The following is a 24,358-nucleotide window of genomic DNA, read 5'->3' as shown; positions in this document are numbered from 1 at the left end:
CCGTCAAGACTCCGCGGCGTCGGCGACGTCGAGCTCGGGCTGCTCGGGCTCGGGCGGCGGGCCGTGCTCCAGCAGCTCCAGCAGGCCGGGCTCGTCGAGGACCGGCACCTTCAGCCGCTCCGCCTTCTCGAGCTTCGAGCCCGCGGCCTCGCCCGCGACGACGTAGGACGTCTTCTTCGAGACGGAGGACGTGACGCGGCCGCCGGCGGCGAGGATGCGCTCGGTCGCCTGCTCGCGGGTGAGGTCGGGGAGCGTCCCGGTGAGCACGAACGTCAGGCCGTTCAGCAGGCCCTCGCCGGGCGCGGGGCCCTCGACCTCGAACTGCAGGCCGGCGGCGCGCAGCCGCGCGATCAGGCCCTGCATCTGCTCGCGCTGCAGCTGCTCCCGGATGATCGCGGCGCTCTTGGGGCCGATGCCGGGCGTGGCCTGGATGGCCTCCTCGTCGGCGGCGAGCAGGTTGTCGATGGTGCGGAACTGCTGGGCGAGGTTGCGGCCGGTGACCTCGCCGACCTCCTCCAGCCCGATGCCGAACAGCACGCGGCCGAACGGGCGCTCCTTGGAGCGCTGCAGGCCGTCGAGCAGCTTCTGCGCGGACATCTCCGCGAACCGCTCGAGCGAGACGAGCTGCTCCAACGTCAGGTCGTAGAGGTCCGCCGCGTCCTTGACGCCGAGGCCGTCACGGAGCTGGAGCACCCGCTCCTCCCCCAGCCCGTCGATGTCCAGCGCCCCGCGCGAGGCGAAGTGCTTGAGGAGCTGGAACTGCTGCCCCTTGCACCCGCCGCGGTTCGGGCACTTGGTGAAGACGCGATCCTCGGGCTTGAACGTCGGCGTCCCGCACTCCGGGCACTTCGCCGGCGGCTGCGGCGCCTCTGCGCGGTCGTCGCGCTCCACCGCGTGCGGCGCGGGCGAGACGATCTGCGGGATGACGTCGCCGGCGCGCAGGACGATCACCTCGTCGCCCTCGCGGACGTCCTTGCGGTGCAGGTCCTCCTCGTTGTGGAGCGTCGCCATCTTCACGGTGACGCCGCCGACCACGACGGGCTCGAGCTCCCCGAACGGGTGCAGGTCGCCGAACTTGCCGACGCTCCAGTGCACCTTGACGAGCTTCGTGACCTTCGTCGTCGGCGGGAACTTCCACGCCACCGCCCAGCGCGGGTCGCGGCCGACCGCGCCGAGCCGCCGCTGCAGCTCCAGGTCGTCGACCTTGATGACCACTCCGTCGATCTCGAACTCCAGCGCGCCGCGCCGGTCGTGCCAGGCCAGGCACTGCTTGACGACCTCGTCGGCGTCGTCGAGCACGACGATGTCGTCGTTGACCGGGAAGCCCCAGGCCTTCAGCGCCTCCAGCCCCTCGTGGTGGCCGGTGAAGCGCCGTGCGCCGTCGCCCTCGACGCGCCCGATCGCGTACGCCCAGAACGACAGCGGCCGCTCCGCCGCCAGCTTGGGGTCGAGCTGCCGGATCGTCCCCGCCGCCGAGTTGCGCGGGTTCATGAACGTCGACAGGCCCGCCTCCGCGCGCCGCTCGTTGAGCGCCGCGAAGTCCGGCAGCGACATGTACACCTCGCCGCGCACCTCCAGCAGCGGCGGAGCGTCCGCGATCTCGTGCGGGATCGCCTTGATCGTGCGCAGGTTGTGCGTGACGTCCTCGCCGACCTCGCCGTTGCCGCGCGTCACCCCGCGGACGAACTTGCCGTCCTCGTAGAGCAGCGACATCGCCAGGCCGTCGATCTTCGGCTCGCAGACGTAGCGGAACCGCGGCTCCTCGATCCCCTCGCGCGCCAGGTGCGTGCGCATGCGCTGGACCCACGCGAGCAGCTCCTCGGCCGACCGCACGTTCGCCAGCGAGAGCATCGGCAGCGCGTGGGTGACCTTCTGCAGCTCGGAGACCGGCTCGCCGCCGACCTTCTGCGTCGGCGAGTCGGGCGTGACGAGCTCGGGCCACTGCTCCTCCAGCTCGAGCAGCTCGCGGTAGAGCGCGTCGTACTCGTCGTCCCCGATCTCGGGGTCGTCCTGCTCGTAGTAGCGGCGCGAGTGGTAGCGGACCTGCTCACGCAGCTCCTCCGCCCGCGCGCGGGCCTCGTCTGGGACCGGCGCGCTCACTGCACGTCTTCGACGGCAGGCGCGAGCAGCCGCGACAGGTCGTGCAGCTCCAGCGAGTCCAGGCCGTCGGTGTCGGTCAGGTTCAGGTGCAAGGGCGTCACCGCGATGGTGCCAGCCGCGACGGCGGCAACGTCGGTGCCGGGCTCGTCCTCGTGCGACGGGGCGTCCCCGTAGATCCAGTAGCGCGTGCGGTCGGCGCCGTCCTGCTCGGCCACGTGGAGGCGGTCGTTGTAGATCCGCTTGCCCATCCGCGCGACGACGACGCCGTTCGGCTCGCCCGCGGGGACGTTGACGTTGAGCACCGTGCCCGGGCGGAGCGGGACGTCGTCGAGCTCCCCCACGATGTCGGCGACGAACCGCGCGGCGAGGTCGAACTCGAACGTGTGCCCGGCGCGGAAGTCGGCGTCGCGCTGCTGCGACTGCTGGGAGACCGCGATCCCCGGGATGCCCATCAGCGCGCCCTCGAACGCCGCCGCGACCGTGCCCGAGTACGTGATGTCGTCGCCGATGTTCACGCCGTGGTTGATCCCCGACACGACGACGTCGGGCTGGAAGCCCTCGACCAGGCCGAGCGCCGCGAGCCGGACGCAGTCGACCGGCGTGCCGTCCGTCGCGTAGCCGTGCGTGCCGTCGCCGAAGTCGATCTGCTCCACCCAGAGCGGGCGGCGGGTGGTGATGGAGCGCGCCATGGCCGATCGGTTGCCGTCGGGCGCGACGACGACGACCTCGGTGACGTCGGGCACGGTGAGGAGCGCACGCCGCAGCGTCTGCAGCCCCTCCGCCTCGATGCCGTCGTCGTTGGTGAGCAGGACCCTCATGGTTCCGGTTCAGGAGGGTAGTGTCACCGCATGCCCGGGCCGCTGGCGCTCATCGAGGACGGGCCCGCCGCCTCTGAGCGCGTCGTCGCGTTGCGCGGGGAGCTGGACGTCGGCACGACGCCCGCGCTGCGGGAGTGGCTCGCGCGGGCGAGCGAGGGCGGGCGCCGCTCGCTCGTCGTCGACCTCACGCACGTCGACTTCATGGCCGTCAGCGGGCTCTACGTCCTGTGCGACGAGCAGGCGCGGATGGCCCGCCGCCACGCACGGCTGACGATCGTGTGCTCCAGCGGGCGGATCCTGCAGCTCTTCGACGTCTGCCGGCTCACCGGCATCCTCGACGTCGTCCCGACGCGCAGCCACCTCACCAACGGCGACGGCCCATGGGGCCTGGCCGACGAGGAGCGCGCCGGGCGGCTCGCGACGTGGCTCGAGCGCTACACCTCGGGCGCGCGGCGGCCCGACGACGCGTAGTCCACGCGCGCGAAGTACAGCCCGTGCGGCGGCGCGGTCGGGCCGGCGGCCTTGCGTGGCGCGCCCTCCAGGAGCCGCGCGAAGTCGTCGAGCGTGCGCCCGCCCCGTGCGACCTGGAGCATCGTCCCCATCAGCACCCGGTTCATGTGGCGCATGAACGCGTCGGCGGTGATCCAGAACTCGAGCAGCTCGCCGCGCTCCTCCCACCGGGCGTCGAGCACGATGCGGTGGAAGTGGACGTGGTCGGTCTCGGTGGGGGTGAACGCGGTGAAGTCGTGCTGGCCGACCAGCAGGCGCGCGCACTCGTGCAGGAGGGAGCGGTCGAGCGGACGCGGCTCGTGCAGCGCGCGGCCGCGCTCGAACGCGGACGGCGGGCGCCGGGCGAGCACGCGGAAGCAGTACGTGCGCGAGCGGGCGTCGAACCGGGCGTTGAAGCCCTCGGGCGCCTCAGCCACGTCGAGGATCGCCACGTCCGGCGGCGTCAGCGCGTTCAGCGCGCGTAGGCTCACCAGCGGGCCGGGATAGGACGCGACCTGGCCCCACGCGTGGACGCCGGCGTCGGTGCGGCCGGCGACGGTCAGCTCGGGCCGGTGCTGGGGGAGGAGCGTCGCGAGCGCCTGCTCGATCGCGCCCTGCACCGTCCGCCGCCCCGGCTGACGCGCCCAGCCGGCGAAGTCCGTCCCGTCGTACTCGATGAGGAGCCGTGTCACCACGGCGCGTCATCCTGACACCCGTGACGCTCACGGAAGACCTCGACGCCCTCGCCGCCCGCGCCTTCACGGCGGCCGAGACCGAGCGGCGCGGCGGCTGGCTGCTGCGCGCGACGCCGGGCGCGACGCGCCGGCGGATCACCTCCGCGCTGCCGATCGGCGACCCGCCGCTCGACGTCGGGCTGGTGACCGCCTGGTACGCCGAGCGCGCCGCGACGCCGCTGGTCATGGTCTCGCCGAACGACGCCGGCGGGCGCTACGCCGAGCTCGACGCGCAGCTCGCGGACGCCGGCTGGACGGCCGAGGGCGCGACCGCGGTGCTCACCGGCTCGCCGGACGCGGTGCTCGCCGAGCTCGACGGTCCCGCGCACGCCGTCGTCCCCGGCGAGCTGTCAGGCGACGACGCGCTCGACCCGATCGTGCCGCTCGTCGCCGCCACGGGGAAGGGCCGCGCGACGGTCGTCCTGCACGAGCGCTGGTCGCTGCTGCGCGGGCTGGAGGTCGATCCGGACGTGCGCCGCCAGGGCGTCGCGGCCGCGCTCGTCCGCGCGTGGGCGCGGGTGGCGGACGGCCGCGCGCTCTACCTGCAGGTCGAGGAGGACAACGCGCCCGCGCTCGCGCTGTACGAGCGGGCGGGCTTCACGCGGTCGCACGGGTACCACTACCGGCGAGCGCCCGCCGGTACTCGATGAGCACCAGCCCGAGCGAGTCCTCCTCGAACGGCACGCCGTCGGTGCGCCACCCCTCGCGCTCGTAGAACCGGCGCGCGCGCACGTGGTCGCGGGGCGTGCCGAGCCGGATGGCCGTGTAGCCCGACGCGGCCGCGTCGGCGACGCAGATCGCCATCAGGCGGCTCGCCAGGCCGGTGCCGAACTGCGACGGGCGGATGAAGAGCTGCTCGAGGTGCGCGAGCGCCGGGTCGTCCGACCCGATCCGCGAGTGCGTCGCGGGCACGTACGTGACGTGGCCGACGATCTCGCCCCCGTCCTCGGCGACCCAGCCCTTCAGCGTCTGCTCGCGCAGCCGCACGACGATGCCCAGCCCCAGCTCGATCCGGTCCGGCGGCTCCCACCCCTCGGGCGCGAACGCGCGGTAGGTCTCGAACCCGGCCGCGACGGTCGTGGCGATCGCCTCCGCGTCGGCCGGCGTCGCACGGCGGATGCTCGCGCTCACGCGTGCCGCGACTGCGCCGCGGCGCCACGCCGCTTGAGCGCCCGCCGGATCGTGATGGAGCCGCCGGTGTGCCACGCGAGCACCGCCGTCCACGGGACGAGGACCCACGCGGGCCAGAACTCGCCCTGCCCGGTCAGCGCCCAGATGCCCGCGAGGCTGCCGTTGGCGGTCGCGAACGTGGCGGCGTGGCCCTTGAGCAGCACGCGGTCGGTCTTGTCGACGGCGCGGACCCACGTCGGCGGCTGCGTCCGCGGCAGGTCGCGGGTGAGGGCCCACAGCTCGGCTCGGGTGCTCGCGGTGGCGGCCCGTCCGGCCCGGCGCTCGAGCTGGCGCTCGTCCAGGCGGCCGCTCGCGTAGGCGCTGCGCAGCTCGCGCATGCACCGCTCACGCTCGGTATCTGACGCTCTCGTGATCATGGCCTGCGTCCCAGTATCGCGGAAGCTGATCGGTCCCAACAGAAAGTCGTCTTCGACTTCTTGATCGGGGCCTGGGAGGATGGTTCCCATGGAGCTCAGGCACCTTCGCACCCTCGACGCGATCGCCCGCCATGGCTCCTTCACCCGTGCGGCGGAGGAGCTTCACCTCGCCCAGTCCGCCCTCTCCCAGCAGGTCCGCCGGCTCGAGGCCGAGCTGGGCGTCGACCTGCTGCGCAGGACGTCCCGCAGCGTCGCGGTGACGGAGGCGGGCGAGGTCGTCCTCGACTACGCCCGCCGTGTCCTGTCGGAGGTCGACGGGCTGCAGGCCGAGCTGGACGAGATCACCGGCGTGCTGCGCGGGAAGGTCTCGATCGGTGCGATGTGGCCGACCGGGACGTACGACCTGCCGGGGGTGCTCGGGGAGTTCCACGGCCGCCACGAGGGCGTCGACATCCACCTCATGGAGGACACGGCCGACCACCTCCTCGACCTGCTGCGCAAGGACGAGCTGGACTGCGCCTTCGCCTCGGTCGACCCGGATCGGCTGGGCGACGAGTTCGCGGCGACCAAGCTCTTCGAGGAGGAGCTCGTCGTGATCGCCGAGCCGGGCCACAAGTTCGGCGAGCAGGAGCACGTGACCCTGCACGAGCTGGCCGAGGAGACGCTCATCGCGTACCGCGAGGGCTCCGAGCTGCGGCGCCGCATCGAGGAGCTCATGGCGCGCGAGTCGCTGACCCCGCGCAACGCCTTCTACTGCACGGAGATGACCGCGGTCCGCGCGTTGGCCACCCGCGGGTTGGGCGTCGCCGTCCTCCCGCGCTCCATCGCCGCGCTGCCCGGCCCGCCCGTCGTGACGGCGCCCGTCGGGCCGTCGCAGTTCACGTGGCCGATCTCGCTCGTGTGGCGCGGCCGGCGCCGCCAGCCGCCCGCGGCCAAGGCGTTCCTCCAGATCGCGTTGGAGGCGGCCAAGTCGCTGAACGAGACGCCGGTGGCCGCCGCGGATCTCCCGCATCTGCGCGCCGCGTAGCGCCGACCGATGAGTTTCGTCGTGCCCGTCGTCTTGACGGGCATGACGAACACCATCACCCCCAACCTCTGGTTCGACGGCAACGCGCTCGAGGCCGCCGAGTTCTACTGCGCGATCTTCCCGAACGCGCGCATCACCGCCACCACCCGCTACCCCGAGGCCGCAGCCGAGCCGGGCAAGGTCATGACGGTCGAGTGGGAGCTCGACGGCGACCACTTCGTCGGGATCAACGGCGGCCCGCAGTTCGCGTTCACCGAGGCCGTCTCCTTCTCGGTCGCCTGCGCCGACCAGGCGGAGATCGACCGCTACTGGGAGGCTCTCGCCGCCGACGGCGGCGAGCACGGCCCGTGCGGCTGGCTGCGTGACCGCTTCGGCCTCTCCTGGCAGGTCGTCCCCGCCGGCATGGACCGCTACTTCAGCTCCGACGACCCCGCGCGCTCCGCCCGCGTCTTCGCGGCCATGCAGCAGATGTCGAAGCTCGACATCGCGGCCCTCGAGGCCGCGGCCGCGGGCGAGCCCGCCCCGACCGCCTGACCGACCGCGATCCCCCCCGAGAACGACGAAGGGCGCCCCGTGGGGGCGCCCTTCGTGCGAATCAGGTGTGGTCGCCTGAGCTCAGACGAGCTCGAGGTAGACCATCTCGGTCGAGTCGGAGCGACGCGGGCCGAGCTTGAGGATGCGGGTGTAGCCGCCGGGGCGCTCGCTGTAGCGGGGCGCCACCTCCTCGAACAGCTTGTGGACGGTGAACTTGTCCTGGCCGAGGGCCGCGAGGGCCTGACGGCGCGCGTGGAGGTCGCCGCGGCGCGCGAGCGTGATCAGCTTCTCGACCTCGGGCTTGACGGCCTTGGCCTTCGCCTCGCTGGTCTTGATGCGCTCGTGCTGGATGACCTCCTTGCAGAGGTTGGCCAGCAGGGCCTTGCGGTGCGCGGCGTCGCGCGAGAGCTTGTGGCGGTTCTTCTGGTGACGCATCGGTCTCTAGTCCTCGCGGAGGTTCAGGCCGCGGGCGTGGAGGGTCTCGACGACCTCGTCGATCGACTTCTTGCCGAAGTTCGGGATCGCCGCGAGCTCGCTCTCCGACTTGGAGATGAGGTCGCCGACGGTCTGGATGCCCGCACGCTTGAGGCAGTTGTAGGACCGGACGCCGAGCTCGAGCTCCTCGATGAGGATGTCGTGCATCGGGCCCGGAGCCGCGCCGGCACCGACCGCCGCGGGGCCGCCCGGGGCCGCGCCGTCGAGCGCGCCGGCCGGGCCCTGGCGAAGCTCCTCGACGCGGTCCGCGTCGGTGAAGATCGCCAGCTGGGAGATGAGGATCTCAGCCGCCTCGCGCAGCGCGGCGACCGGCTCGATGGAGCCGTCCGTCTCGATGTCGAGGGTGAGCTTGTCGTAGTCGGTCCGCTGACCGACACGCGCGCCCTCGACCGAGTACGCCACGCGGCGGACCGGCGAGAAGATCGAGTCGATCGGGATGACGCCGATCGGCTGGTCGGGGGACTTGTTGTCCTCCGCCGGGCGGTAGCCGCGGCCCCGGCCGATCGTCATGTACATCTCGAGCTTCGTCTTCTTCTCGAGCGTCGCGATGTGCACGTCCGGGTTCAGGATCTCGACGCCCGCGGGCAGGTCGATGTCCTTGGCCGTGACCTCGCCCGGGCCGGTGACGACGAGCGGCGCCTCGACCTCGGTCGCGTCGGAGTGCATGCGGCAGACGATGCCCTTGAGGTTCAGGACGATGTCAGTGACGTCCTCGGTGACACCGGTGATCGTCGAGAACTCGTGCGCGACGCCCTCGATCCGCACGCTGGTCACAGCGGCACCGGCGAGGGACGACAGCAGAACGCGGCGCAGGGAGTTGCCGAACGTGTAACCGAAGCCGCGATCAAGCGGCTCGATCACGAACGAGCCGCGATTGTCCTCGACGGATTCGCTGGTGATGCGAGGGATCTGGAAGTCGAGCATCAGGGAGGGGGCGTCCTAGTTGTCAGGGCGCGCCGCGTCAGGGCGGCGCGCGCGATTACTTCGAGTAGAGCTCGACGATGAGCTGCTCCTGCACGGGCGCGGCGATCTCCCGCCGCTCCGGCTTGCGCAGCACCTTCGCCGTGAGCGAATCGTGGTCGGCCTGCAGCCACGCGGGCACCTGAGCGGTGAGCTCGGTGGCATCGCGGACGAGGCTCTCAGCCGGGCTGCCAGCCTTGAAGGCGATGACGTCGCCCTCCTTGACCTGGTAGCTCGGGATGTCGACCCGACGACCGTTGATCGTCCAGTGCCCATGGCGGACCAGCTGGCGCGCCTGGCGGCGCGACCCGGCGAACCCGAGGCGCACGAGCACGTTGTCGAAGCGGCTCTCGAGGATCGTCAGGAGGTTCTCGCCCGTGATGCCCGGCTGGCGCGTGGCCTTCTCGTAGTACGAGGAGAACTGCTTCTCCAGCACGCCGTAGTAGCGGCGGGCCTTCTGCTTCTCACGGAGCTGCACGCGGTACTCCGACTGCTTCTGGCGGCCACGACCGTGGTCACCAGGCGGGTACGCGCGGCGCTCGATGCCGCACTTGTCCGTGAGGCAGCGCTCCCCCTTGAGGAAGAGCTTCTGGCCTTCACGACGGCACTGCTTGCACTGGGCGGAAGTATCTCGAGCCATCAGACGCGCCGCCGCTTGCGGGGACGGCACCCGTTGTGGGCCTGCGGAGTCACGTCGCGGACGCTCGTCACCTCGAGGCCGGCGGCCTGGAGCGAGCGGATCGCCGTCTCACGCCCGGAGCCCGGGCCCTTGACGAAGACCTCGACCTTCTGGAGGCCCTGCTCGATGCCCTTGCGGGCCGCGGCGTCGGCGGTCACCTGCGCGGCGAACGGCGTCGACTTGCGGGAGCCCTTGAACCCGGCACCGCCGGCGGACTCCCAGGCGATGACGTTGCCCTCGCGATCGGTGAGCGACACGATCGTGTTGTTGAACGAAGTCTTGATGTGCGCCTGGCCGACCGGGATGTTCTTCTTCGGCTTGCGGCGACCGCGCTGCGGGCGGCGGGGAGCGGGGCTCACTTCTTGCCTGCCTTCTTCTTGCCGGCCATGGCCATGCGCTTCGGGCCCTTGCGCGTGCGGGCGTTGGTCTTCGTGTTCTGCCCGCGGACCGGAAGGCCGCGACGGTGACGCAGGCCGCGGTAGCAGCCGATCTCCATCAGGCGCTTGATGTTCTGGTTGCGCTCGCGGCGCAGGTCGCCCTCGACGATGACGTCGCGGTCGATCACATCGCGCAGACGACCGATCTCGTCCTCGGTCAGGTCGCGGACGTAGGTGTCCGGCGAGACGTTGGCCTTGACGAGGATCTCGTTCGCGGTGGAGCGGCCGATGCCGTAGATGTACGTCAGGCCGATCTCAGAGCGCTTGTTCAGCGGGATGTTGATGCCAGCGATGCGCGCCATGGAAGTGCTACCCCTGCCGCTGCTTGTGACGCGGGTTGCTGCAGATCACCAGGATCGCCCCATGGCGACGGATGATCTTGCACTTCTCGCACATCGGCTTGACCGACGGTCGGACCTTCACTGCTTCCTTTCGAAGACTGCCAAAAGAGGGGACGCGGGCGCACGCAAGGGACGGCGCTCAGGCGCGACCGCTCAGGTTAGCACGCAGGATCAGGCAGCCGCCTGATCCCGGCCCTCGTGCCACGGGGTGAGGATTCGAGGCCCGTCCGCCGTGATGGCGATGGTGAACTCGAAGTGGGCCGCGAGCGACCCGTCCTGGCTGTAGATGGCCCAATGATCGTCCCCCATCCGGACGGCATGCCGCCCGGCGGTGACCATCGGCTCCACCGCGAGGACCATCCCCTCCTCCAGCTTGGGCCCGCGACCGGGCTCGCCGTAGTTGGGGATCTGCGGATCCTCGTGCATGTCCCGGCCGATGCCGTGGCCGACGAGCGAGCGCACGACGCTCAGCCCGTTGCCCTCGACGTGCGCCTGGACGGCGTGCGAGACGTCGCCGAGGCGGTTGCCCACCTGGCACTGCTCGACCGCCTTGAAGAGCGACTCCTCGGTGACCTTCAGGAGCTTCTCGGCCACCGGGGTGATCGGGCCGACGCCGTACGTGCGCGCCGCGTCCGCGACCCACCCGTCGAGCGTCACGCCGATGTCGATCGACAGGACGTCGCCCTTCTGGACCTTGTACGGCCCCGGAATCCCGTGCACGACCATGTGGTTCGGCGACGCGCAGATCGAGCCGGTGAAGCCGCGGTAGCCCTTGAACGACGGCACGGCGCCCTGGGAGCGGATGAACTTCTCCGCCGCCTCGTCGAGCTCCTTCGTCGTGATGCCGGGCCGGACCTTGGACTCGAGGAGCTTGTGGCAGCGGACGAGGATCTCCCCCGCCGCGGCCATCTTCTCGATCTCCGCCGGTGACTTCTTGATGATCATGCGGCGTTTGAGGCTATCGCGGGCGCGCTGGCGAGCCCGGGATCGGCCCACTCAGATCTCGTCCTCGAGCCGCAGCGTCGCGATCGTGGCCCGCAGGTGGTCGTGGACCTCCGTCGGGTTGCGCGTGCCGTCGAAGCGGCGCAGGACGCCCTGCTCCTGGTAGTAGTCGACGAGCGGCTCGGTGTTGTCGTGGTAGACGCGCAGGCGCTTCTCCACGGTCTCCGGCTTGTCGTCGTCGCGCTGGATCAGCTTCGAGCCGTCGATGTCGCAGACGCCGTCGTGCTTCGGGGGGTTCGTGTCCACGTGGTAGACGTGGCCCTCCTTCTTGCACGTGCGGCGGCCCGAGAGCCGGCGGACGATCGCCTCGTCCGGCACGTCGATCAGCAGCGTCGCCGTGATCTTGCGGCCGAGCTTGGTGAGCGCCTCGTCCAGCGACTTGGCCTGCTGCACGTTGCGCGGGAAGCCGTCGAGCAGGAAGCCGTCGTTGCAGCGCTCCTCGCCGACGCACTCGAGGATGAGGTCGATGATCAGCTCGTCGGGGACGAGGTCGCCGGCCTTCATGAACGCCTCGGCCTTCTTCCCCAGCTCCGTCTGCTCCTCCACCGCGGCGCGCAGCATGTTGCCCGTCGCGATGTAGGGGAGGTGGAAGTCGTTCTCGAGGCGTTCGGCCTGCGTACCCTTGCCGGCCCCCGGAGGGCCCAGCAAGATCAGATTCAGCTCCGGCATTCTGGGGTGCGGCCTACTTGAGGAAGCCCTCGTAGTTGCGCATCATGAGCTGCGCCTCGAGCTGCTTCATGGTGTCGAGTGCGACACCGACCACGATCAGCAGGGACGTGCCGCCGAAGTAGAAGTTCGCCGACGTCTGGTTGATCAGGATCGTCGGCAGCGCGGCGACCGCGGCGAGGTACAGCGCGCCGGGGAACGTCAGGCGCGCGAGCACGCGATCGAGGAACTCCGCCGTCGGGCGGCCCGGGCGCACGCCCGGGATGAAGCCGCCGTACTTCTTCAGGTTGTCCGCCTGGTCGACCGGGTTGAAGGTGACCGCGGTGTAGAAGTACGTGAAGAGGATGATGAAGATCGTCTCGCCGACGATGTAGCCCCAGTTCTGCGGGGCGAAGAACGTCGCGAAGCCGGTGTTCGGGTCGCCGGTGAAGATCTGCGCGATCGTCGGCGGGAACGCCATGATCGACGCGGCGAAGATGACCGGGATGACGCCGGCCATGTTCACGCGCAGCGGCAGGTAGGTCTGGCCGCCGCCGGACATGCGGCGCCCGATGACGCGCTTGGCGTACTGGATCGGGATGCGGCGCTGGCCCTCCTGGATGAAGACCACGGCCGCGATCACCGCGAGCGCCACGAACGGCATCATCACGACGAACACCTGATCGGAGTTGTTCCACCAGGCGGAGATGCCGTTGGGCAGGCCGCTGATGATGGACGCGAAGATCATCAGCGAGATGCCGTTGCCGATCCCGCGCTGCGTGATGAGCTCGCCGAGCCACATCACGACGACGCAGCCGGCGGTGAGGCACATGACGATCAGGAAGACCGACGGCGCGCCGAAGTCGTCGAACAGCGGCTCGCCGGCCGACGCGGTCATCGACCGGAAGAGGAAGACGTAGCCGATGGCCTGGCCGAACGCCAGGCCGACGGTCAGGTAGCGCGTGTACTGCGTGATGCGCTGCTGGCCGACCTCGCCCTCCTTGGACAGCTTCTCCAGCGACGGCACGACGACCGTGAGGAGCTGCAGGATGATCGAGGCCGTGATGTACGGCATGATCCCGAGCGCGAAGAGCGCGACTCGGGACAGGCCGCCGCCGCCGAGGGTGTTGATCAGGCCGAGGACACCCGCGCCCCCGAACTGCTCCTGGACGGACTCCAGGGCATCGGCGTTGACGCCGGGAACGGGGATGTGGGCCCCGAAGCGGTAGATCGCGAGGAGCAGCGCGGTGAACGCGAGCTTCTTGCGGATGTCCGCAACGGTGAAGGCCTTGAGGATCGTCGACAGCATCGGCGGCGGCCCAGACTAGTGAACTTGTCGGAAGGTCGAGTTGCGGATTACGACTCGACGACGACGACCGTGCCACCGGCCGCCTCGATCTTCTCGCGGGCAGCCCCGGAGAACTTGTGCGCGTTGACGGTCAGGGCGATCGTGAGCTCGCCTTTCGCCAGCACCTTGACCGGGATGTCGCGGTCCTTCGCCAGGCCCTTCTCGCGCAGCGCCTCCAGCGTCACCTCGTCGCCCTTCGAGAAGTGCTTCTCGAGGTCGGAGATGTTCACCGGCTGCGTGTGCGTCCGGAACGGCTCGAACGGCATCGACATCTTCTTCGTCGGCCCGCGCAGCTTGCCCATCCGCATGTGGATCGGCATCTGGCCGCCCTCGAACCGCGTGCGGTCCTTGGAGCCAGAGCGCGCGCCGGCGCCCTTGTGGCCGCGACCGGAGGTCTTGCCCGTGCCCGAGCCGTGACCGCGCCCGACGCGCTTGCGCGACTTGCGCGCGCCCGCGTTCGGACGGAGGTCGTGCAGGCCGAAGTACGAGGCCTTGCCCTGCGTCTCGGTCTTGTCGTCCTTCTCGGTATCAGCCATCGATCTTCACCAGGTGTCGAACGCGATGCAGCATCCCGCGGGTCTGCTCGTTCTCCTTCACCTCGACCGTGTGGCCGATCTTCCGGAGGCCCAGCGAACGGAGCGTCTCACGCTGAGCGTGGTTCGCGCCGTTCTTGGACTTGATCTGCGTGACCTTGATGCTCATGCGGGCGTGGGCTGCTCGGCCTCGGCGGACTCGCCGTCGCCCTCCGCGTCGGCGGGCGGGGCGTCGTCCGGCGCCGCGACCAGGCCGAGGACCTGGTTGACCGAGACGCCGCGCAGCTGCGCGACCTCCTCGGGCTTGCGCAGCTCCTGGAGCGCGGCCACCGTCGCCTTGACGAGGTTGATCGGGTTCTGCGACCCGAGGCTCTTGGACAGGATGTCGTGGATGCCGGCGAGCTCGAGCACCGCGCGGACGCCGCCGCCGGCGATGACGCCGGTACCGGGCGAGGCCGGCTTCAGGAGGACGCGGCCGGAGCCGTAGATCCCCAGCGACGGGTGCGTGATGGTCGAGCCGTGCTTCGGCACGCGGAACAGGTTCTTCTTGGCCTGCTCGACGCCCTTCTGGATCGCGAGCGGGACCTCGCGGGCCTTGCCGTAGCCGACGCCGACGACGTCACGCTCGTCCCCCACCACGACCAGCGCGGTGAAGGAGAAGCGCCGGCCGCCCTTGACGACCTTCGCGACGCGGTTGATCTCGACGACCCGCTCCTGCAGGTCGAGGCCGACCGCGCTGACGGAGCGGTCGATGCCCTGGAACTTCTGGCTCATACGGCGAGGCCTCCCTCGCGGACGCCCTCGGCGAAGGCCTTCACGCGCCCGTGGTACTGGTAGCCGCCCCGGTCGAACACGGCCCGCTCGATGCCCGCATCCTTCGCGCGCTGCGCGAGGAGCTTGCCGAGCTCGGTGGCCTGCTCGCTCTTCTTGAGATCGCGGACAGAGGACTCGGTCCACTGCACCGCGGCGAGCGTGACGCCACGCTCGTCGTCGATGAGCTGAGCCATGATCCCGCGGTTGGAGCGGAAGACGGAGATGCGGGGACGGGCAGCGGTGCCGGTGATCTTCGCGCGCACACGGCGGCGGCGCTTGAGGCGGCGCTGCTCTGCGGTCTTGACGCTCATGCGCGCTTGCCGACCTTCCTGGCGACGTACTCGCCCTCGTAGCGGATGCCCTTGCCCTTGTAGGGCTCCGGCGGCCGCTGCTTGCGGATGATGGCGGCGATCTCGCCGACCACCTGCTTGTCGTTGCCCTTGACGATCACGCGGGTCGGCTGCGGCACCTCGAACTCGATGCCCGTGGGGGCGTCGATGTTGATGGGGTGCGAGTAGCCGAGCGCGAGCTCCAGGCCCTTGCCCTTCAGCGTCGCGCGGTAGCCGACGCCGTTGATCTCGAGGGTCTTCTGGAAGCCCGTCGTCACGCCCTCGACCATGTTGGCCACGAGCGAGCGCGTCAGCCCGTGCAGGGCCCGGTGCTCACCGCGGTCGGTGGGGCGGGTGACGATGATCTGGCCGTCCTGCTCCTCGACGCCGATGTCCTTGCTCTTGCGCTCGGACAGGGCGCCGCGCGGGCCGGTCACGTGGACCACCTCGGGCTCGACCTTGATCGTGACCCCGGCAGGAACCGGGATCGGCTTGCGACCGATGCGGCTCATCTACCAGACCTCCGCCACGACTTCGCCGCCGACCTTCTGCTGGCGAGCCTGGTGGCCGGTCATGACACCGCGGGACGTGGAGACGATGGCCGTGCCGAGGCCGCCCTGGACCTTCGGGACCTTCGCCGCCGGCGCGTAGTGACGCTGGCCCGGACGCGAGACGCGCCGCAGGCCGGAGATCGCGCTGCGACGCTCCGCGGTGTACTTGAGCTTGATCCGGATGGACTCGCCCGGCTTGCCCTCGGCGGGCGGCACGATCTCGAACGAGTCGATGTAGCCCTGCTCACGCAGGATGCGGGCCATCTCCTTCTTCAGCTTCGAAGAGGGGATCTCGACCGTCTCATGCGCCGCCGTGATGGCGTTGCGGATGCGGGTGAGGAAATCGGCGATGGGATCCGTCATGGCTACCAGCTCGACTTCGTCATGCCGGGGATGAACCCCTGGTGGGCGAGCTCGCGCAGGCAGATCCGGCACAGGCCGAACTTGCGGTAGACGGCGCGCGGCCGGCCACAGCGGCGGCAGCGCGTGTACTCGCGCGTCTTGAACTTGGAGCCGCGTGCCTGGCGCACGCGCTGTGACGTCTTGGCCATGGTCAGGCAGCCTCAGCGGTCGTAGCGAATGCGGGACGGCCCTCGCGTGCGAAGGGCATGCCCAGGAGCTCGAGGAGGGCGAACGCCTCGCCGTCCGTCTTCGCGGTCGTCACGACGGTGATGTCGAGGCCGCGCAGCTGGTCGATGGCGTCGTAGTCGATCTCCGGGAAGATGATCTGCTCGCGCACGCCGACCGAGTAGTTGCCCCGGCCGTCGAACGACCGCGGGTTCAGGCCCCGGAAGTCACGGATGCGCGGCACGGCGACGGACATGAAGCGGTCCAGGAACTCGTACGCGCGCTCGTTGCGGAGCGTCACCGAGATGCCGACCGGCATGCCCTCGCGCAGCTTGAACTGCGCGATCGACTTGCGCGCGCGGCGGATGTTCGGCTTCTGGCCGGCGATCGTCGCGAGCTGCTCCAGCGCCTGGTCCAGCTGCTTCGAGTCCTGCTTGGCCTCGCCGACGCCCATGTTCAGGACGACCTTCTCGACCTTCGGCGCCTGCATGACGGTCTTGTAGCCGAAGCGCTTCATGAGCTCCGGCTTGATCTCGTCGTTGTACTTGGTCTTCAGGCGGGCCATCAGTCGAGCTTCTTCCCGGTCTTCCGGCTCACGCGGGCGCGCTTCCCGTCCTCACGGGAGATGGCGACGCGCGTGGGCTTGTTGTCCTGGGGGTCGAGCAGCATGACGTTCGAGACGTGGATCGGCCCCTCGCTCTCGACGATCCCGCCGGGATCGGTCGAGCCGGGGCGCGGCTTGGTGTGCCGCTTGACGATGTTCAGGCCCTCGACGTAGACCCGCTCGTTCTTCGGGTCGACGCGCAGGATGCGGCCGGTCTTGCCGCGGTCCTTGCCGCTGATCACGAGGACCTGGTCGTCGCGACGCACACGGAGTCTAGAAGCCATCTAGAGCACCTCCGGGGCGAGCGAGACGATCTTCATGAAGTTGCGCTCGCGCAGCTCGCGGGCCACCGGCCCGAAGATGCGCGTCCCGCGCGGGTTGTTCTGCGTGTCGATGATGACGGCGGCGTTCTCGTCGAAGCCGATGTACGTACCGTCCTCGCGACCGAAGGGCTTCTTCGTGCGCACCACGACCGCGCGCACGACGTCGCCCTTCTTGACCGAGCCCTGCGGCGTGGCCTGCTTGACCGTCGCGGTGATGATGTCGCCGACGCCGGCGTAGCGGCGCTTGTGGCCACCGACGACGCGGATGCAGAGGATCTCGCGCGCGCCGGTGTTGTCGGCGACCCGGAGGCGGGTCTCGTTCTGGATCATCGCGCGCGCTCCAGGACCTCGTCGAGGCGCCAGCGCTTGGTCTTGCTCAGCGGGCGGCTCTCGATGACGCGGACGGTGTCGCCCTCGTTGGCGTCGTTCGCCTCGTCATGCGCGTGCAGCGTCGTCGACGAGCGCACGATCTTCTCGTAGCGCGGGTGACGGCGGGCGGAGTCGATCCGGACCGTGATCGTCTTGTCGGGCTTGGCCGACACGACGATGCCCTGGCGGACCTTCTTGCGGCCGTGCTCGTGCTCGACCGGCGGAGTCGGGGCAACCTCTTCGCGGTTGGCCTTGTGCTTCTCGCGCTCCTGCAGGCGGCGTCGACGACGAGCGGCGGCCTTCGCCTTGCGGGCGGCCGTGCGCTCCTCCTGACGCTCCTGGGGTGAGCGGGAGGGACGGGAGGAGGCCTCCTTGTGACGAGCAGCAGCACGCTGCTCGGCCTTGGAGAGAGCCGGAGCCGCCGGGGCCTCGGCCGTCTCAGCGGCCTCCGCCTCGCCGGTGGTCTCGGCCTCGGTGGCCTCGACCTCCTCCACGTTCTCGTTGTTCTCAGTCTCTGACATCAGTCCTAGTCAACCTTCACTCCGCGCTGGCGCGCGATGGTGAGCGCCCGCGCGAGATCGCGCTTGTTGGTCCGGAGGCCGGCCGTGTTCTCCAGCTCGCCGGTGGCGTGGGAGAAGCGCAGGCCGAACAGCTCCTTGCGCTGGGTGCGGATGTGCTCGACGAGCTGGTTGTCGTCGAGCTCGTTCAGCTCACGGGGCTTCATGCTGCGGCCTCCGTCTCCTCACGGGTCACGAACTTCGCCTTGATCGGCAGCTTCTGGATCGCGAGCCGCATCGCCTCGCGGGCGAGGGGCTCGGGCACGCCGGCCAGCTCGAACATGACGCGGCCCGGCTTGACGACGGCGACCCAGCCCTCGGGCGAGCCCTTGCCGGAGCCCATGCGGGTCTCAGCCGGCTTCTTGGTGTAGCTCTTGTCCGGGAAGACGTTGATCCACACCTTGCCGCCACGCTTGATCTTGCGGGTCATGGCGATACGGGCGGCCTCGATCTGGCGGTTGGTGATCCAGCCGGCCTCGAGGGCCTTGATGCCGTACTCACCGAACTGCACCTTGGTCTGGCCGCGCGACATCCCGGGCTTGCGCCCGCGGTGCTGCTTGCGGTGCTTGACGCGCTTGGGAGCGAGCATTACCGGCCCCCTCCGCGGTAGCCGCCGCCACCGCCGCCGCCGAAGCCACCGCCGCCACGGCCACCGCCGCCACCGCCGCGGCCGCCGAAGCCACCGCCACCGCGACCGCCACGGCCACCCGGGCCGCCGGGGCCACCCGGACCGCCACGGCCACGGCCGCGGCCGCCGCCCTCACCGTCGCGCCCACGCCCGCGCCCGCGGCCACGGCCACGGTCGTCGCGGTCGTCGCGCTGCGGCGACGGGGAGTCGATCTCGGTGATGTCGACGCCGGTGAAGCCCTCGGGCATGATCTCGCCCTTGTTGATCCAGCACTTCACGCCGATGCGGCCGAACGTCGTGCGGGCCTCGTAGAAGCCGTAGTCGATGTCCGCGCGGAGCGTGTGGAGCGGGACGCGGCCGTCCGAGTACATCTCGGTGCGCGCCATCTCCGAGCCGCCGAGGCGACCGGAGACCTGGATCTTGCAGCCCTTGGCGCCGGAGCGCATCGCGCTGGTGAGCGCCCGCTTCATCGCGCGGCGGAAGGCCACGCGGTTGACGAGCTGCTCGGCGATCGACTGGGCCACGAGCTTCGAGTCGAGCTCGGGACGCTTGATCTCGAGGATGTTGACCTTGATGGCCTTGCCCGTGATCCGGTTGAGGTCGCGACGCAGCGCGTCGACCTCGGACCCGGACTTGCCGATCACGATGCCCGGGCGCGCGGTGTGGATGTTGATCTCCACCTCGTTCGCGTCCTTGCGGATCGTGATGTCGGACAGGCCGGCGTGGGCCAGCTTCCCGTTGATGTGGTCACGGATCGCGACGTCTTCGGCGAGGTAGTCGTCGAAGTTCCGCTCCGTGAACCAGTTGGACTTCCAATCGTGGATGTACCCGACGCGCATCGCCTCGGGGTGGACCTTCTGCCCCATCAGCTCTCCTTGGGCGTCAGCGTGATCGTCAGGTGGCTCGTGCGCTTGCGGATCCGCGTGGCGCGGCCCATCGCCCGGGGGCGGAAGCGCTTGAGCGTGGGACCCTCGTCCGCGGTCGCGTTGAGCACGCGGAGGTCGTCGCCCACGAGGTCGTGGTTGTGCTCCGCGTTCGCGACAGCCGAGTTGAGCAGCTTGCGCCAGTCCTCGGCGACGGAACGGGGGTGGAACGCCAGGACGGCCTGGGCCTCCTGGACGCTCTTGCCCTTGATGTGGTCGGTGACCAGGCGCGCCTTGCGGGCGGACGTGCGGACGTAGCGCGCGGTCGCGCTCACGGTCACGCGCTCGCCGGCCGGGCGGGCAGCGCGAGCCGGCGCGGCCTTGGGGGCCGCGGCCTTCTCCGCCTTCGCCTCGGGCTCCGCGTCGGCCTTGGCCTCCGGCTCCGCGTCTGCCTTGGCCTCGGTCTTCGCCGCGGCCTTGGCCTTCGGCGCAGCCTTCTTGGCCGGCTTCTTCGGGGCCTCGGCGCCCTCGGCACCGGCCTCGGCGGCGTCCTTGTCGACGTCCGTCTCGGCCGCTGCCGTGCCCTCCGCCTTCTTGGCGGCAGGCTTGCGCTTGGCCTTCGGCTTGGGCGCCTCGGCGGCCTCGGTGGCCTTCTCCTCGGCAGCGGCCTGCGCGGCCTCCTGCGTCTGGAGCTCCTCCTTGGCCGGGGTGCCCTTGCCCTCCTGGTCGGTGGGCTGGTCCTGCTTGGTGCCTGCGTCCTTCGCCATCGGCTAGCGGACCTTCCCCGAGCCGGCGTGGCCGCGGTACGTGCGGGTGGGGGCGAACTCGCCGAGCTTGTGCCCGACCATGCCCTCCGACACGAAGACCGGGATGTGCTTCCGGCCGTCGTGGACCGCGATCGTGTGCCCGACCATCTCCGGGAAGATGGTGGAGCTCCGCGACCAGGTCTTGATCATCGTCTTCGAGCCCGAGGTGTTCATCGCGTCGATGCGCTGCATCAGACGCTCCTCGACCCACGGCCCCTTCTTGCTGGAGCGGCTCATGGTCTAACGCTTGCCCTTCCCACGGCGGCGACCGCGCACGATGTAGCGGTCCGACGCCTTGTTCTTCTTACGCGTGCGGTACCCGAGCGTCGGGACGCCCCACGGCGTCACCGGGTGACGGCCCGGGGTCGTGGACCCCTCGCCGCCGCCGTGCGGGTGGTCGACCGGGTTCATCGCCGTGCCGCGCGTCTGCGGGCGGACGCCCAGGTGACGCTTGCGGCCGGCCTTGCCGATCTTGACGTTCTGGTGGTCGGCGTTGCCGACGACGCCGACGGTGGCACGGCAGCTGTCGCGCACCATCCGCATCTCGCCCGAGGGGAGACGCAGGGTCGCCATGCCGTTGTCCTTCGCCATCAGCTGGATGCCGATGCCCGCCGAACGGCCCATCTGGCCACCGCGGCCCGGCTGCAGCTCCACGTTGTGGACCACGGTGCCGGTCGGGATCTTGGCGAGCGGGAGCGCGTTGCCGACGTCGATCGGCGCGTCCTCGCCCGACTGCACGGTCATGCCGACCTTCAGCCGGTTCGGCGCGAGGATGTAGCGCTTCTCGCCGTCCAGGTAGTGGAGCAGCGCGATGTACGACGTCCGGTTGGGGTCGTACTCGATCGCCGCGACGCGGGCGGGGATGCCGTCCTTGCGCCGCTTGAAGTCGATCTTGCGGTAGAGCCGCTTCGCGCCGCCGCCACGGTGGCGGGCGGTCTTGCGGCCGCGGGCGTTGCGGCCGCCGCTCTTCGTCAGGCCCTCGACGAGCGTGCGCTCCGGCTCCGTCTTCGTGATCTCCTCGAACGAGGGGTACGAGACGAAGCGGAGGCCCGGGCTCGTGGGCTTCGGCTTGCGCACTGGCATGCGACTAGCCCTCCTCGAGGCCCTGGAGGCCCTGGAAGATCGGGATGGTGTCGCCCGGCTTGACCTGCACGATCGCCTTCTTCCACTGGCGCGTGCGGCCGCTCGTGTAGCCGCGGCGCTTCGGCTTGCTCTTCACGCTCAGGGTGCGCACCTCGACCACCGTGACGTCGAACAGCTGCTCGATCGCCTGGCGGATCTGGGTCTTGTGCGCGTCCGGGTGAACGCGGAACGTGTACTTGTCGGCGGTCGCCAGCACGTAGCTCTTCTCGCTGACGACGGGCCGGATGATGACCTGAGAGGCGTCCATCAGGAGTTGGCCCTCCGAGTGAGCTCCTCGAGCGCGTTCTGCGAGAGAACCAGCGTGGCCGAGCCGACGATGTCGGCCACGCCCACGGCGCCGGCCGGCAGCACCGACGTGCGGTCGAGGTTGCGGAACGAGTAGGCGACCTTCGCCTCGTCCTCGGTGAGGACGACGAGGGTCGGGGTCTTGGCGGCGTCCCAGCCCGCGAGGAGCTGGACGGCCTGCTTCGTCGACGGCGTCTCGAACTTCGACGCGTCGAACACCGCGACGGACCCGCGCTCGGCGTGCAGGGACAGCGCGCTGCGCAGGGCAGCCCGCTTCTCCTTGCGGTTCACCTTGAACGTGTACTTGCGGGGCGACGGCCCGAAGACCACGCCACCGCCGGTCCAGACCGGCGAGCGCGACGAGCCGGCACGGGCGCGGCCCGTGCCCTTCTGACGCCACGGCTTGGCGCCACCACCGCGGACATTGCCGCGGGTCTTGGTCGCATGGGTGCCCTGACGACGGGCGTTCAGCTCCGCGCGCACGTTCTCGTGCACGAGACCGCCGTTGAAGGCGGCGCCGAAGGCGTTGTCGTCGAGGCTGGCGGAGCCGGTGCCGCCGAGGATCGGCGCATCAGCCATCCGTACGCACCTCCACGATGCCGTTGCGCGGGCCGGGGACGGCGCCGCGGACGAGAAGCAGGTTCTTGTCGGCGTCGACCTGCACGACCTGGAGGCCGCGCTGGGTGACGCGCTTGTTGCCCATCTGGCCCGGCATGCGCTGGCCCGGGAGGACGCGCGAGGGCGTCGCCGAGGCGCCGATGGAGCCGGGGGCACGGACGTTGTGCGAGCCGTGGGTGACGGGGCCGCGGCCGAAGCCGTGGCGCTTGATGCCGCCCTGGAAGCCCTTGCCCTTCGAGCGGCCCGAGATCTTGACCTTCTGGCCGACCTCGAACGCGTCGACGGTGACGGTGTCGCCGACCTGCAGCTCACCGGCCTCGTTGCGGAACTCCACGACGTGCTTCATCGGGGAGGCGCCGGCCTTCTTCAGGTGGCCGAGCTCGGGCTTGGAGAGCTGCTTCTCACGGGTCGCGCCGAAGGCGAGCTGGACGGCCTCGTAGCCGTCCGCGTCCTGCGTGCGGATCGCGGTCACGGGGCACGGGCCCGCCTCCAGGACGGTGACGCGCTCGATGCGCCCGTCCTCCTGGAACAGCTGGGTCATGCCGAGCTTCTTGGCGAGGATCGCGGCCATGGCGTTACGCGAGACGGATCTCGATGTCGACACCGGCCGGAAGGTGGTCGAGCCGCTGCAGGCTGTCGACCGTCTTCGGCGTGGGCTGGTGGATGTCGATCAGCCGCTTGTGGGTGCGGATCTCGAAGTGCTCCTGCGAGTCCTTGTCCTTGAACGGCGACTTGATCACCGCGTAGACGTTCTTCTCGGTGGGGAGCGGGACGGGACCGCTGACGGTCGCGCCGGTGCGCGTGGCGGTCTCCACGATGTCCTTCGCTGCGGTCTCGATGGCCGAGTGGTCGTAGGCCTTGAGCCGGATGCGGATCTTGTTCTGTCCGATGCCTGCCATGTGATGTCTGCTTTGAGCGTCATAAGGGGCGGGTCGTGCGACCCGCCCCCAGAGGACACGTTTGGCTACTCCAGCTTCCCTACTGCAGGATCTCGGTCACGACGCCGGAGCCCACCGTGCGGCCACCCTCACGGATGGCGAAGCGGAGGCCGGCGTCCATGGCGATCGGCTGGATGAGCTCGATCTCCATCTGGACGTTGTCGCCCGGCATGACCATCTCGACGCCCTCGGGGAGGTGCGCGGAGCCGGTCACGTCGGTGGTGCGGAAGTAGAACTGCGGCCGGTAGCCCGTGAAGAACGGGGTGTGACGGCCACCCTCCTCCTTCTTGAGGACGTAGACCTCGGCCTTGAACTTCGTGTGCGGGGTGATCGAGCCCGGCTTGCAGAGGACCTGCCCGCGCTGGATCTCCTCGCGCTTCGTGCCGCGGAGGAGGCAGCCGACGTTGTCGCCGGCCTCGCCGCGGTCGAGGATCTTGCGGAACATCTCGACGCCGGTGACGACCGTCTTGGACGTCTCCTGCTCGATGCCGACGATCTCGACCTCCTCACCGGTGGTGATGACGCCCTGCTCGATGCGGCCGGTCGCGACGGTGCCGCGGCCGGTGATCGAGAAGACGTCCTCGACCGGCATCAGGAACGGGCGGTCGAGCGGACGCTCCGGCTCCGGGATGTAGGTGTCGAGCTGCTCGGCGAGATCGAGGATCTTCTGCGTGTACTCCGCGTCGCCCTCGAGCGCCTTGAGCGCCGAGCCGGTGACGAACGGGATGTCGTCGCCCGGGAAGTCGTACTCGGACAGCAGGTCGCGGACCTCGACCTCGACGAGCTCGAGGAGCTCCTCGTCGTCGACCATGTCGGCCTTGTTGAGGAAGACGACGATGTACGGCACGCCGACCTGACGGGCGAGCAGGATGTGCTCACGCGTCTGCGGCATCGGGCCGTCCGCCGCCGAGACCACGAGGATCGCGCCGTCCATCTGCGCGGCGCCCGTGATCATGTTCTTCACGTAGTCCGCGTGGCCGGGGCAGTCGACGTGCGCGTAGTGACGGTTCTCCGTCTCGTACTCGACGTGCGACGTGGCGATCGTGATCCCGCGCTCCTTCTCCTCAGGAGCGTTGTCGATCTCGTCGAAGGAGCGCGCCTGGCCGCCGTACGTGTCAGACAGCACCTTCGTGATGGCAGCCGTCAGCGTCGTCTTGCCGTGGTCGATGTGACCGATCGTGCCGACGTTGACGTGAGGCTTGTTGCGCTCGAACTTCTCCTTGGCCACTGTGGCTTTCTCCTCTGGGAACTGGAAACCGTTGGAAAGTACTAAGA

General features: G+C 70.2%; 40 protein-coding genes. 4 read left to right on the top strand and 36 right to left on the bottom strand.

Annotated features, from left to right (window positions below; all coding sequences use genetic code 11):
- Positions 1 to 3: 3 nt before the first annotated feature.
- Together ligA and surE are read right to left on the bottom strand one after the other, a co-directional pair.
- Positions 4 to 2,100 carry an NAD-dependent DNA ligase LigA gene (gene ligA / locus AC1UE5_RS08320; RefSeq protein WP_482922035.1) on the bottom strand — a complete coding sequence of 699 codons (2,097 nt, stop codon included), beginning with the start codon at positions 2,098 to 2,100 and terminating at the stop codon, positions 4 to 6.
- Positions 2,097 to 2,918, bottom strand: a complete 822-nt coding sequence (gene surE / locus AC1UE5_RS08315) for a 5'/3'-nucleotidase SurE (RefSeq protein WP_482922033.1) — start codon at positions 2,916 to 2,918, stop codon at positions 2,097 to 2,099. The genes ligA and surE overlap by 4 nt, the downstream gene beginning before the upstream one ends.
- Positions 2,919 to 2,948: 30 nt before the next feature.
- Between surE and AC1UE5_RS08310 the strand changes: the two genes are divergently transcribed.
- Positions 2,949 to 3,389: an STAS domain-containing protein gene (locus AC1UE5_RS08310; RefSeq protein ID WP_482922031.1), complete on the top strand. Its 441-nt coding sequence runs from the start codon at positions 2,949 to 2,951 to the stop codon at positions 3,387 to 3,389.
- Here AC1UE5_RS08310 and truA read toward each other — a convergent pair.
- Entirely contained in the window at positions 3,353 to 4,099 is a 747-nt protein-coding gene (gene truA, locus AC1UE5_RS08305) for a tRNA pseudouridine(38-40) synthase TruA (RefSeq protein ID WP_482922029.1), read from the bottom strand. The genes AC1UE5_RS08310 and truA overlap by 37 nt on opposite strands.
- A 23-nt stretch (positions 4,100 to 4,122) precedes the next feature.
- Between truA and AC1UE5_RS08300 the strand changes: the two genes are divergently transcribed.
- Positions 4,123 to 4,791, top strand: a complete 669-nt coding sequence (locus AC1UE5_RS08300) for a GNAT family N-acetyltransferase (protein WP_482922027.1) — start codon at positions 4,123 to 4,125, stop codon at positions 4,789 to 4,791.
- Here the strand turns inward: AC1UE5_RS08300 and AC1UE5_RS08295 are convergent.
- Positions 4,739 to 5,272 carry a GNAT family N-acetyltransferase gene (locus AC1UE5_RS08295; protein ID WP_482922025.1) on the bottom strand — a complete coding sequence of 178 codons (534 nt, stop codon included), beginning with the start codon at positions 5,270 to 5,272 and terminating at the stop codon, positions 4,739 to 4,741. The two genes, AC1UE5_RS08300 and AC1UE5_RS08295, sit on opposite strands and share 53 nt — an antisense overlap.
- On the bottom strand, positions 5,269 to 5,688 hold the full coding sequence (locus AC1UE5_RS08290) for a DUF1707 domain-containing protein (RefSeq protein ID WP_482922023.1): 420 nt from the start codon (positions 5,686 to 5,688) through the stop codon (positions 5,269 to 5,271). Before AC1UE5_RS08290 ends, AC1UE5_RS08295 begins: the two co-directional genes overlap by 4 nt.
- An 88-nt stretch (positions 5,689 to 5,776) precedes the next feature.
- Between AC1UE5_RS08290 and AC1UE5_RS08285 the strand changes: the two genes are divergently transcribed.
- Positions 5,777 to 6,715 (top strand): LysR family transcriptional regulator, encoded by a 939-nt coding sequence (locus AC1UE5_RS08285; RefSeq protein ID WP_482922021.1) that lies wholly within the window; start codon positions 5,777 to 5,779, stop codon positions 6,713 to 6,715.
- A gap of 9 nt (positions 6,716 to 6,724) precedes the next feature.
- A complete protein-coding gene (locus AC1UE5_RS08280) occupies positions 6,725 to 7,249 on the top strand; it encodes a VOC family protein (RefSeq protein WP_482922019.1) in 525 nt (174 codons plus the stop codon).
- A gap of 81 nt (positions 7,250 to 7,330) precedes the next feature.
- Here AC1UE5_RS08280 and rplQ read toward each other — a convergent pair whose 3' ends face one another.
- The 31 genes from rplQ to tuf form a co-directional block, all read right to left on the bottom strand.
- Positions 7,331 to 7,684, bottom strand: coding sequence for a 50S ribosomal protein L17 (gene rplQ / locus AC1UE5_RS08275; RefSeq protein WP_482922017.1), 354 nt, complete (start codon positions 7,682 to 7,684; stop codon positions 7,331 to 7,333).
- A 6-nt stretch (positions 7,685 to 7,690) separates the two neighbouring features.
- Positions 7,691 to 8,668 carry a DNA-directed RNA polymerase subunit alpha gene (locus AC1UE5_RS08270; RefSeq protein ID WP_482922015.1) on the bottom strand — a complete coding sequence of 326 codons (978 nt, stop codon included), beginning with the start codon at positions 8,666 to 8,668 and terminating at the stop codon, positions 7,691 to 7,693.
- A 55-nt stretch (positions 8,669 to 8,723) separates the two neighbouring features.
- On the bottom strand, positions 8,724 to 9,344 hold the full coding sequence (gene rpsD, locus AC1UE5_RS08265; RefSeq protein WP_482922013.1) for a 30S ribosomal protein S4: 621 nt from the start codon (positions 9,342 to 9,344) through the stop codon (positions 8,724 to 8,726).
- The gene (gene rpsK / locus AC1UE5_RS08260; protein WP_482922011.1) at positions 9,344 to 9,742 is read right to left on the bottom strand and encodes a 30S ribosomal protein S11; all 399 of its coding nucleotides are present in this window, start codon (positions 9,740 to 9,742) and stop codon (positions 9,344 to 9,346) included. The genes rpsD and rpsK overlap by 1 nt, the downstream gene beginning before the upstream one ends.
- Positions 9,739 to 10,122 (bottom strand): 30S ribosomal protein S13, encoded by a 384-nt coding sequence (rpsM, locus tag AC1UE5_RS08255; RefSeq protein WP_482922009.1) that lies wholly within the window; start codon positions 10,120 to 10,122, stop codon positions 9,739 to 9,741. The genes rpsK and rpsM overlap by 4 nt, the downstream gene beginning before the upstream one ends.
- Before the next feature lie 7 nt (positions 10,123 to 10,129).
- Positions 10,130 to 10,243, bottom strand: a complete 114-nt coding sequence (gene rpmJ / locus AC1UE5_RS08250; protein ID WP_482917594.1) for a 50S ribosomal protein L36 — start codon at positions 10,241 to 10,243, stop codon at positions 10,130 to 10,132.
- An 89-nt stretch (positions 10,244 to 10,332) separates the two neighbouring features.
- Entirely contained in the window at positions 10,333 to 11,106 is a 774-nt protein-coding gene (gene map / locus AC1UE5_RS08245) for a type I methionyl aminopeptidase (RefSeq protein ID WP_482922007.1), read from the bottom strand.
- Positions 11,107 to 11,157: 51 nt separating this feature from the next.
- Positions 11,158 to 11,823 carry an adenylate kinase gene (locus tag AC1UE5_RS08240; RefSeq protein WP_482922442.1) on the bottom strand — a complete coding sequence of 222 codons (666 nt, stop codon included), beginning with the start codon at positions 11,821 to 11,823 and terminating at the stop codon, positions 11,158 to 11,160.
- Between the two features lie 22 nt (positions 11,824 to 11,845).
- Positions 11,846 to 13,117, bottom strand: coding sequence for a preprotein translocase subunit SecY (secY, locus tag AC1UE5_RS08235; protein ID WP_482922005.1), 1,272 nt, complete (start codon positions 13,115 to 13,117; stop codon positions 11,846 to 11,848).
- A 47-nt stretch (positions 13,118 to 13,164) separates the two neighbouring features.
- Positions 13,165 to 13,692 carry a 50S ribosomal protein L15 gene (gene rplO / locus AC1UE5_RS08230; RefSeq protein WP_482922003.1) on the bottom strand — a complete coding sequence of 176 codons (528 nt, stop codon included), beginning with the start codon at positions 13,690 to 13,692 and terminating at the stop codon, positions 13,165 to 13,167.
- Entirely contained in the window at positions 13,685 to 13,858 is a 174-nt protein-coding gene (rpmD, locus tag AC1UE5_RS08225) for a 50S ribosomal protein L30 (protein WP_482922001.1), read from the bottom strand. The genes rplO and rpmD overlap by 8 nt, the downstream gene beginning before the upstream one ends.
- A complete protein-coding gene (rpsE, locus tag AC1UE5_RS08220) occupies positions 13,855 to 14,463 on the bottom strand; it encodes a 30S ribosomal protein S5 (RefSeq protein WP_482921999.1) in 609 nt (202 codons plus the stop codon). Before rpsE ends, rpmD begins: the two co-directional genes overlap by 4 nt.
- The gene (gene rplR, locus AC1UE5_RS08215; RefSeq protein ID WP_482921997.1) at positions 14,460 to 14,813 is read right to left on the bottom strand and encodes a 50S ribosomal protein L18; all 354 of its coding nucleotides are present in this window, start codon (positions 14,811 to 14,813) and stop codon (positions 14,460 to 14,462) included. Before rplR ends, rpsE begins: the two co-directional genes overlap by 4 nt.
- On the bottom strand, positions 14,810 to 15,343 hold the full coding sequence (rplF, locus tag AC1UE5_RS08210; protein WP_482921995.1) for a 50S ribosomal protein L6: 534 nt from the start codon (positions 15,341 to 15,343) through the stop codon (positions 14,810 to 14,812). The genes rplR and rplF overlap by 4 nt, the downstream gene beginning before the upstream one ends.
- A complete protein-coding gene (gene rpsH / locus AC1UE5_RS08205; RefSeq protein WP_482921993.1) occupies positions 15,344 to 15,745 on the bottom strand; it encodes a 30S ribosomal protein S8 in 402 nt (133 codons plus the stop codon).
- 2 nt (positions 15,746 to 15,747) lie between these two features.
- Positions 15,748 to 15,933: a type Z 30S ribosomal protein S14 gene (locus AC1UE5_RS08200; protein WP_482917604.1), complete on the bottom strand. Its 186-nt coding sequence runs from the start codon at positions 15,931 to 15,933 to the stop codon at positions 15,748 to 15,750.
- Between the two features lie 2 nt (positions 15,934 to 15,935).
- Complete coding sequence (gene rplE / locus AC1UE5_RS08195) at positions 15,936 to 16,514, bottom strand: 50S ribosomal protein L5 (RefSeq protein WP_482921991.1); 579 nt, start codon at positions 16,512 to 16,514, stop codon at positions 15,936 to 15,938.
- The gene (gene rplX, locus AC1UE5_RS08190) at positions 16,514 to 16,837 is read right to left on the bottom strand and encodes a 50S ribosomal protein L24 (RefSeq protein WP_482921989.1); all 324 of its coding nucleotides are present in this window, start codon (positions 16,835 to 16,837) and stop codon (positions 16,514 to 16,516) included. Before rplX ends, rplE begins: the two co-directional genes overlap by 1 nt.
- Positions 16,838 to 17,206: a 50S ribosomal protein L14 gene (gene rplN / locus AC1UE5_RS08185; protein ID WP_482921987.1), complete on the bottom strand. Its 369-nt coding sequence runs from the start codon at positions 17,204 to 17,206 to the stop codon at positions 16,838 to 16,840.
- On the bottom strand, positions 17,203 to 17,520 hold the full coding sequence (gene rpsQ / locus AC1UE5_RS08180; RefSeq protein WP_482922440.1) for a 30S ribosomal protein S17: 318 nt from the start codon (positions 17,518 to 17,520) through the stop codon (positions 17,203 to 17,205). Before rpsQ ends, rplN begins: the two co-directional genes overlap by 4 nt.
- Before the next feature lie 251 nt (positions 17,521 to 17,771).
- Positions 17,772 to 17,969 carry a 50S ribosomal protein L29 gene (gene rpmC, locus AC1UE5_RS08175; RefSeq protein WP_482921985.1) on the bottom strand — a complete coding sequence of 66 codons (198 nt, stop codon included), beginning with the start codon at positions 17,967 to 17,969 and terminating at the stop codon, positions 17,772 to 17,774.
- A complete protein-coding gene (rplP, locus tag AC1UE5_RS08170) occupies positions 17,966 to 18,391 on the bottom strand; it encodes a 50S ribosomal protein L16 (RefSeq protein ID WP_482921983.1) in 426 nt (141 codons plus the stop codon). The genes rpmC and rplP overlap by 4 nt, the downstream gene beginning before the upstream one ends.
- Entirely contained in the window at positions 18,391 to 19,296 is a 906-nt protein-coding gene (gene rpsC, locus AC1UE5_RS08165) for a 30S ribosomal protein S3 (protein WP_482921981.1), read from the bottom strand. Before rpsC ends, rplP begins: the two co-directional genes overlap by 1 nt.
- Complete coding sequence (gene rplV, locus AC1UE5_RS08160) at positions 19,296 to 19,634, bottom strand: 50S ribosomal protein L22 (protein WP_482922437.1); 339 nt, start codon at positions 19,632 to 19,634, stop codon at positions 19,296 to 19,298. Before rplV ends, rpsC begins: the two co-directional genes overlap by 1 nt.
- 429 nt (positions 19,635 to 20,063) lie before the next feature.
- Positions 20,064 to 20,336: a 30S ribosomal protein S19 gene (rpsS, locus tag AC1UE5_RS08155; protein WP_482921979.1), complete on the bottom strand. Its 273-nt coding sequence runs from the start codon at positions 20,334 to 20,336 to the stop codon at positions 20,064 to 20,066.
- A gap of 3 nt (positions 20,337 to 20,339) precedes the next feature.
- Complete coding sequence (gene rplB / locus AC1UE5_RS08150; RefSeq protein WP_482921977.1) at positions 20,340 to 21,182, bottom strand: 50S ribosomal protein L2; 843 nt, start codon at positions 21,180 to 21,182, stop codon at positions 20,340 to 20,342.
- A gap of 4 nt (positions 21,183 to 21,186) precedes the next feature.
- Positions 21,187 to 21,489 carry a 50S ribosomal protein L23 gene (gene rplW, locus AC1UE5_RS08145; protein WP_482921975.1) on the bottom strand — a complete coding sequence of 101 codons (303 nt, stop codon included), beginning with the start codon at positions 21,487 to 21,489 and terminating at the stop codon, positions 21,187 to 21,189.
- Positions 21,489 to 22,106: a 50S ribosomal protein L4 gene (rplD, locus tag AC1UE5_RS08140; protein WP_482921973.1), complete on the bottom strand. Its 618-nt coding sequence runs from the start codon at positions 22,104 to 22,106 to the stop codon at positions 21,489 to 21,491. Before rplD ends, rplW begins: the two co-directional genes overlap by 1 nt.
- Positions 22,099 to 22,716: a 50S ribosomal protein L3 gene (gene rplC, locus AC1UE5_RS08135; RefSeq protein ID WP_482921971.1), complete on the bottom strand. Its 618-nt coding sequence runs from the start codon at positions 22,714 to 22,716 to the stop codon at positions 22,099 to 22,101. Before rplC ends, rplD begins: the two co-directional genes overlap by 8 nt.
- A 4-nt stretch (positions 22,717 to 22,720) precedes the next feature.
- Positions 22,721 to 23,035: a 30S ribosomal protein S10 gene (gene rpsJ, locus AC1UE5_RS08130; RefSeq protein ID WP_482922435.1), complete on the bottom strand. Its 315-nt coding sequence runs from the start codon at positions 23,033 to 23,035 to the stop codon at positions 22,721 to 22,723.
- Positions 23,036 to 23,123: 88 nt separating this feature from the next.
- Positions 23,124 to 24,311, bottom strand: coding sequence for an elongation factor Tu (gene tuf, locus AC1UE5_RS08125; protein ID WP_482921969.1), 1,188 nt, complete (start codon positions 24,309 to 24,311; stop codon positions 23,124 to 23,126).
- Positions 24,312 to 24,358 lie beyond the last annotated feature (47 nt).

The sequence above is a fragment of the Parviterribacter multiflagellatus genome (assembly GCF_056863265.1).
This window is presented reverse-complemented; position numbering and strand designations above follow the sequence as displayed.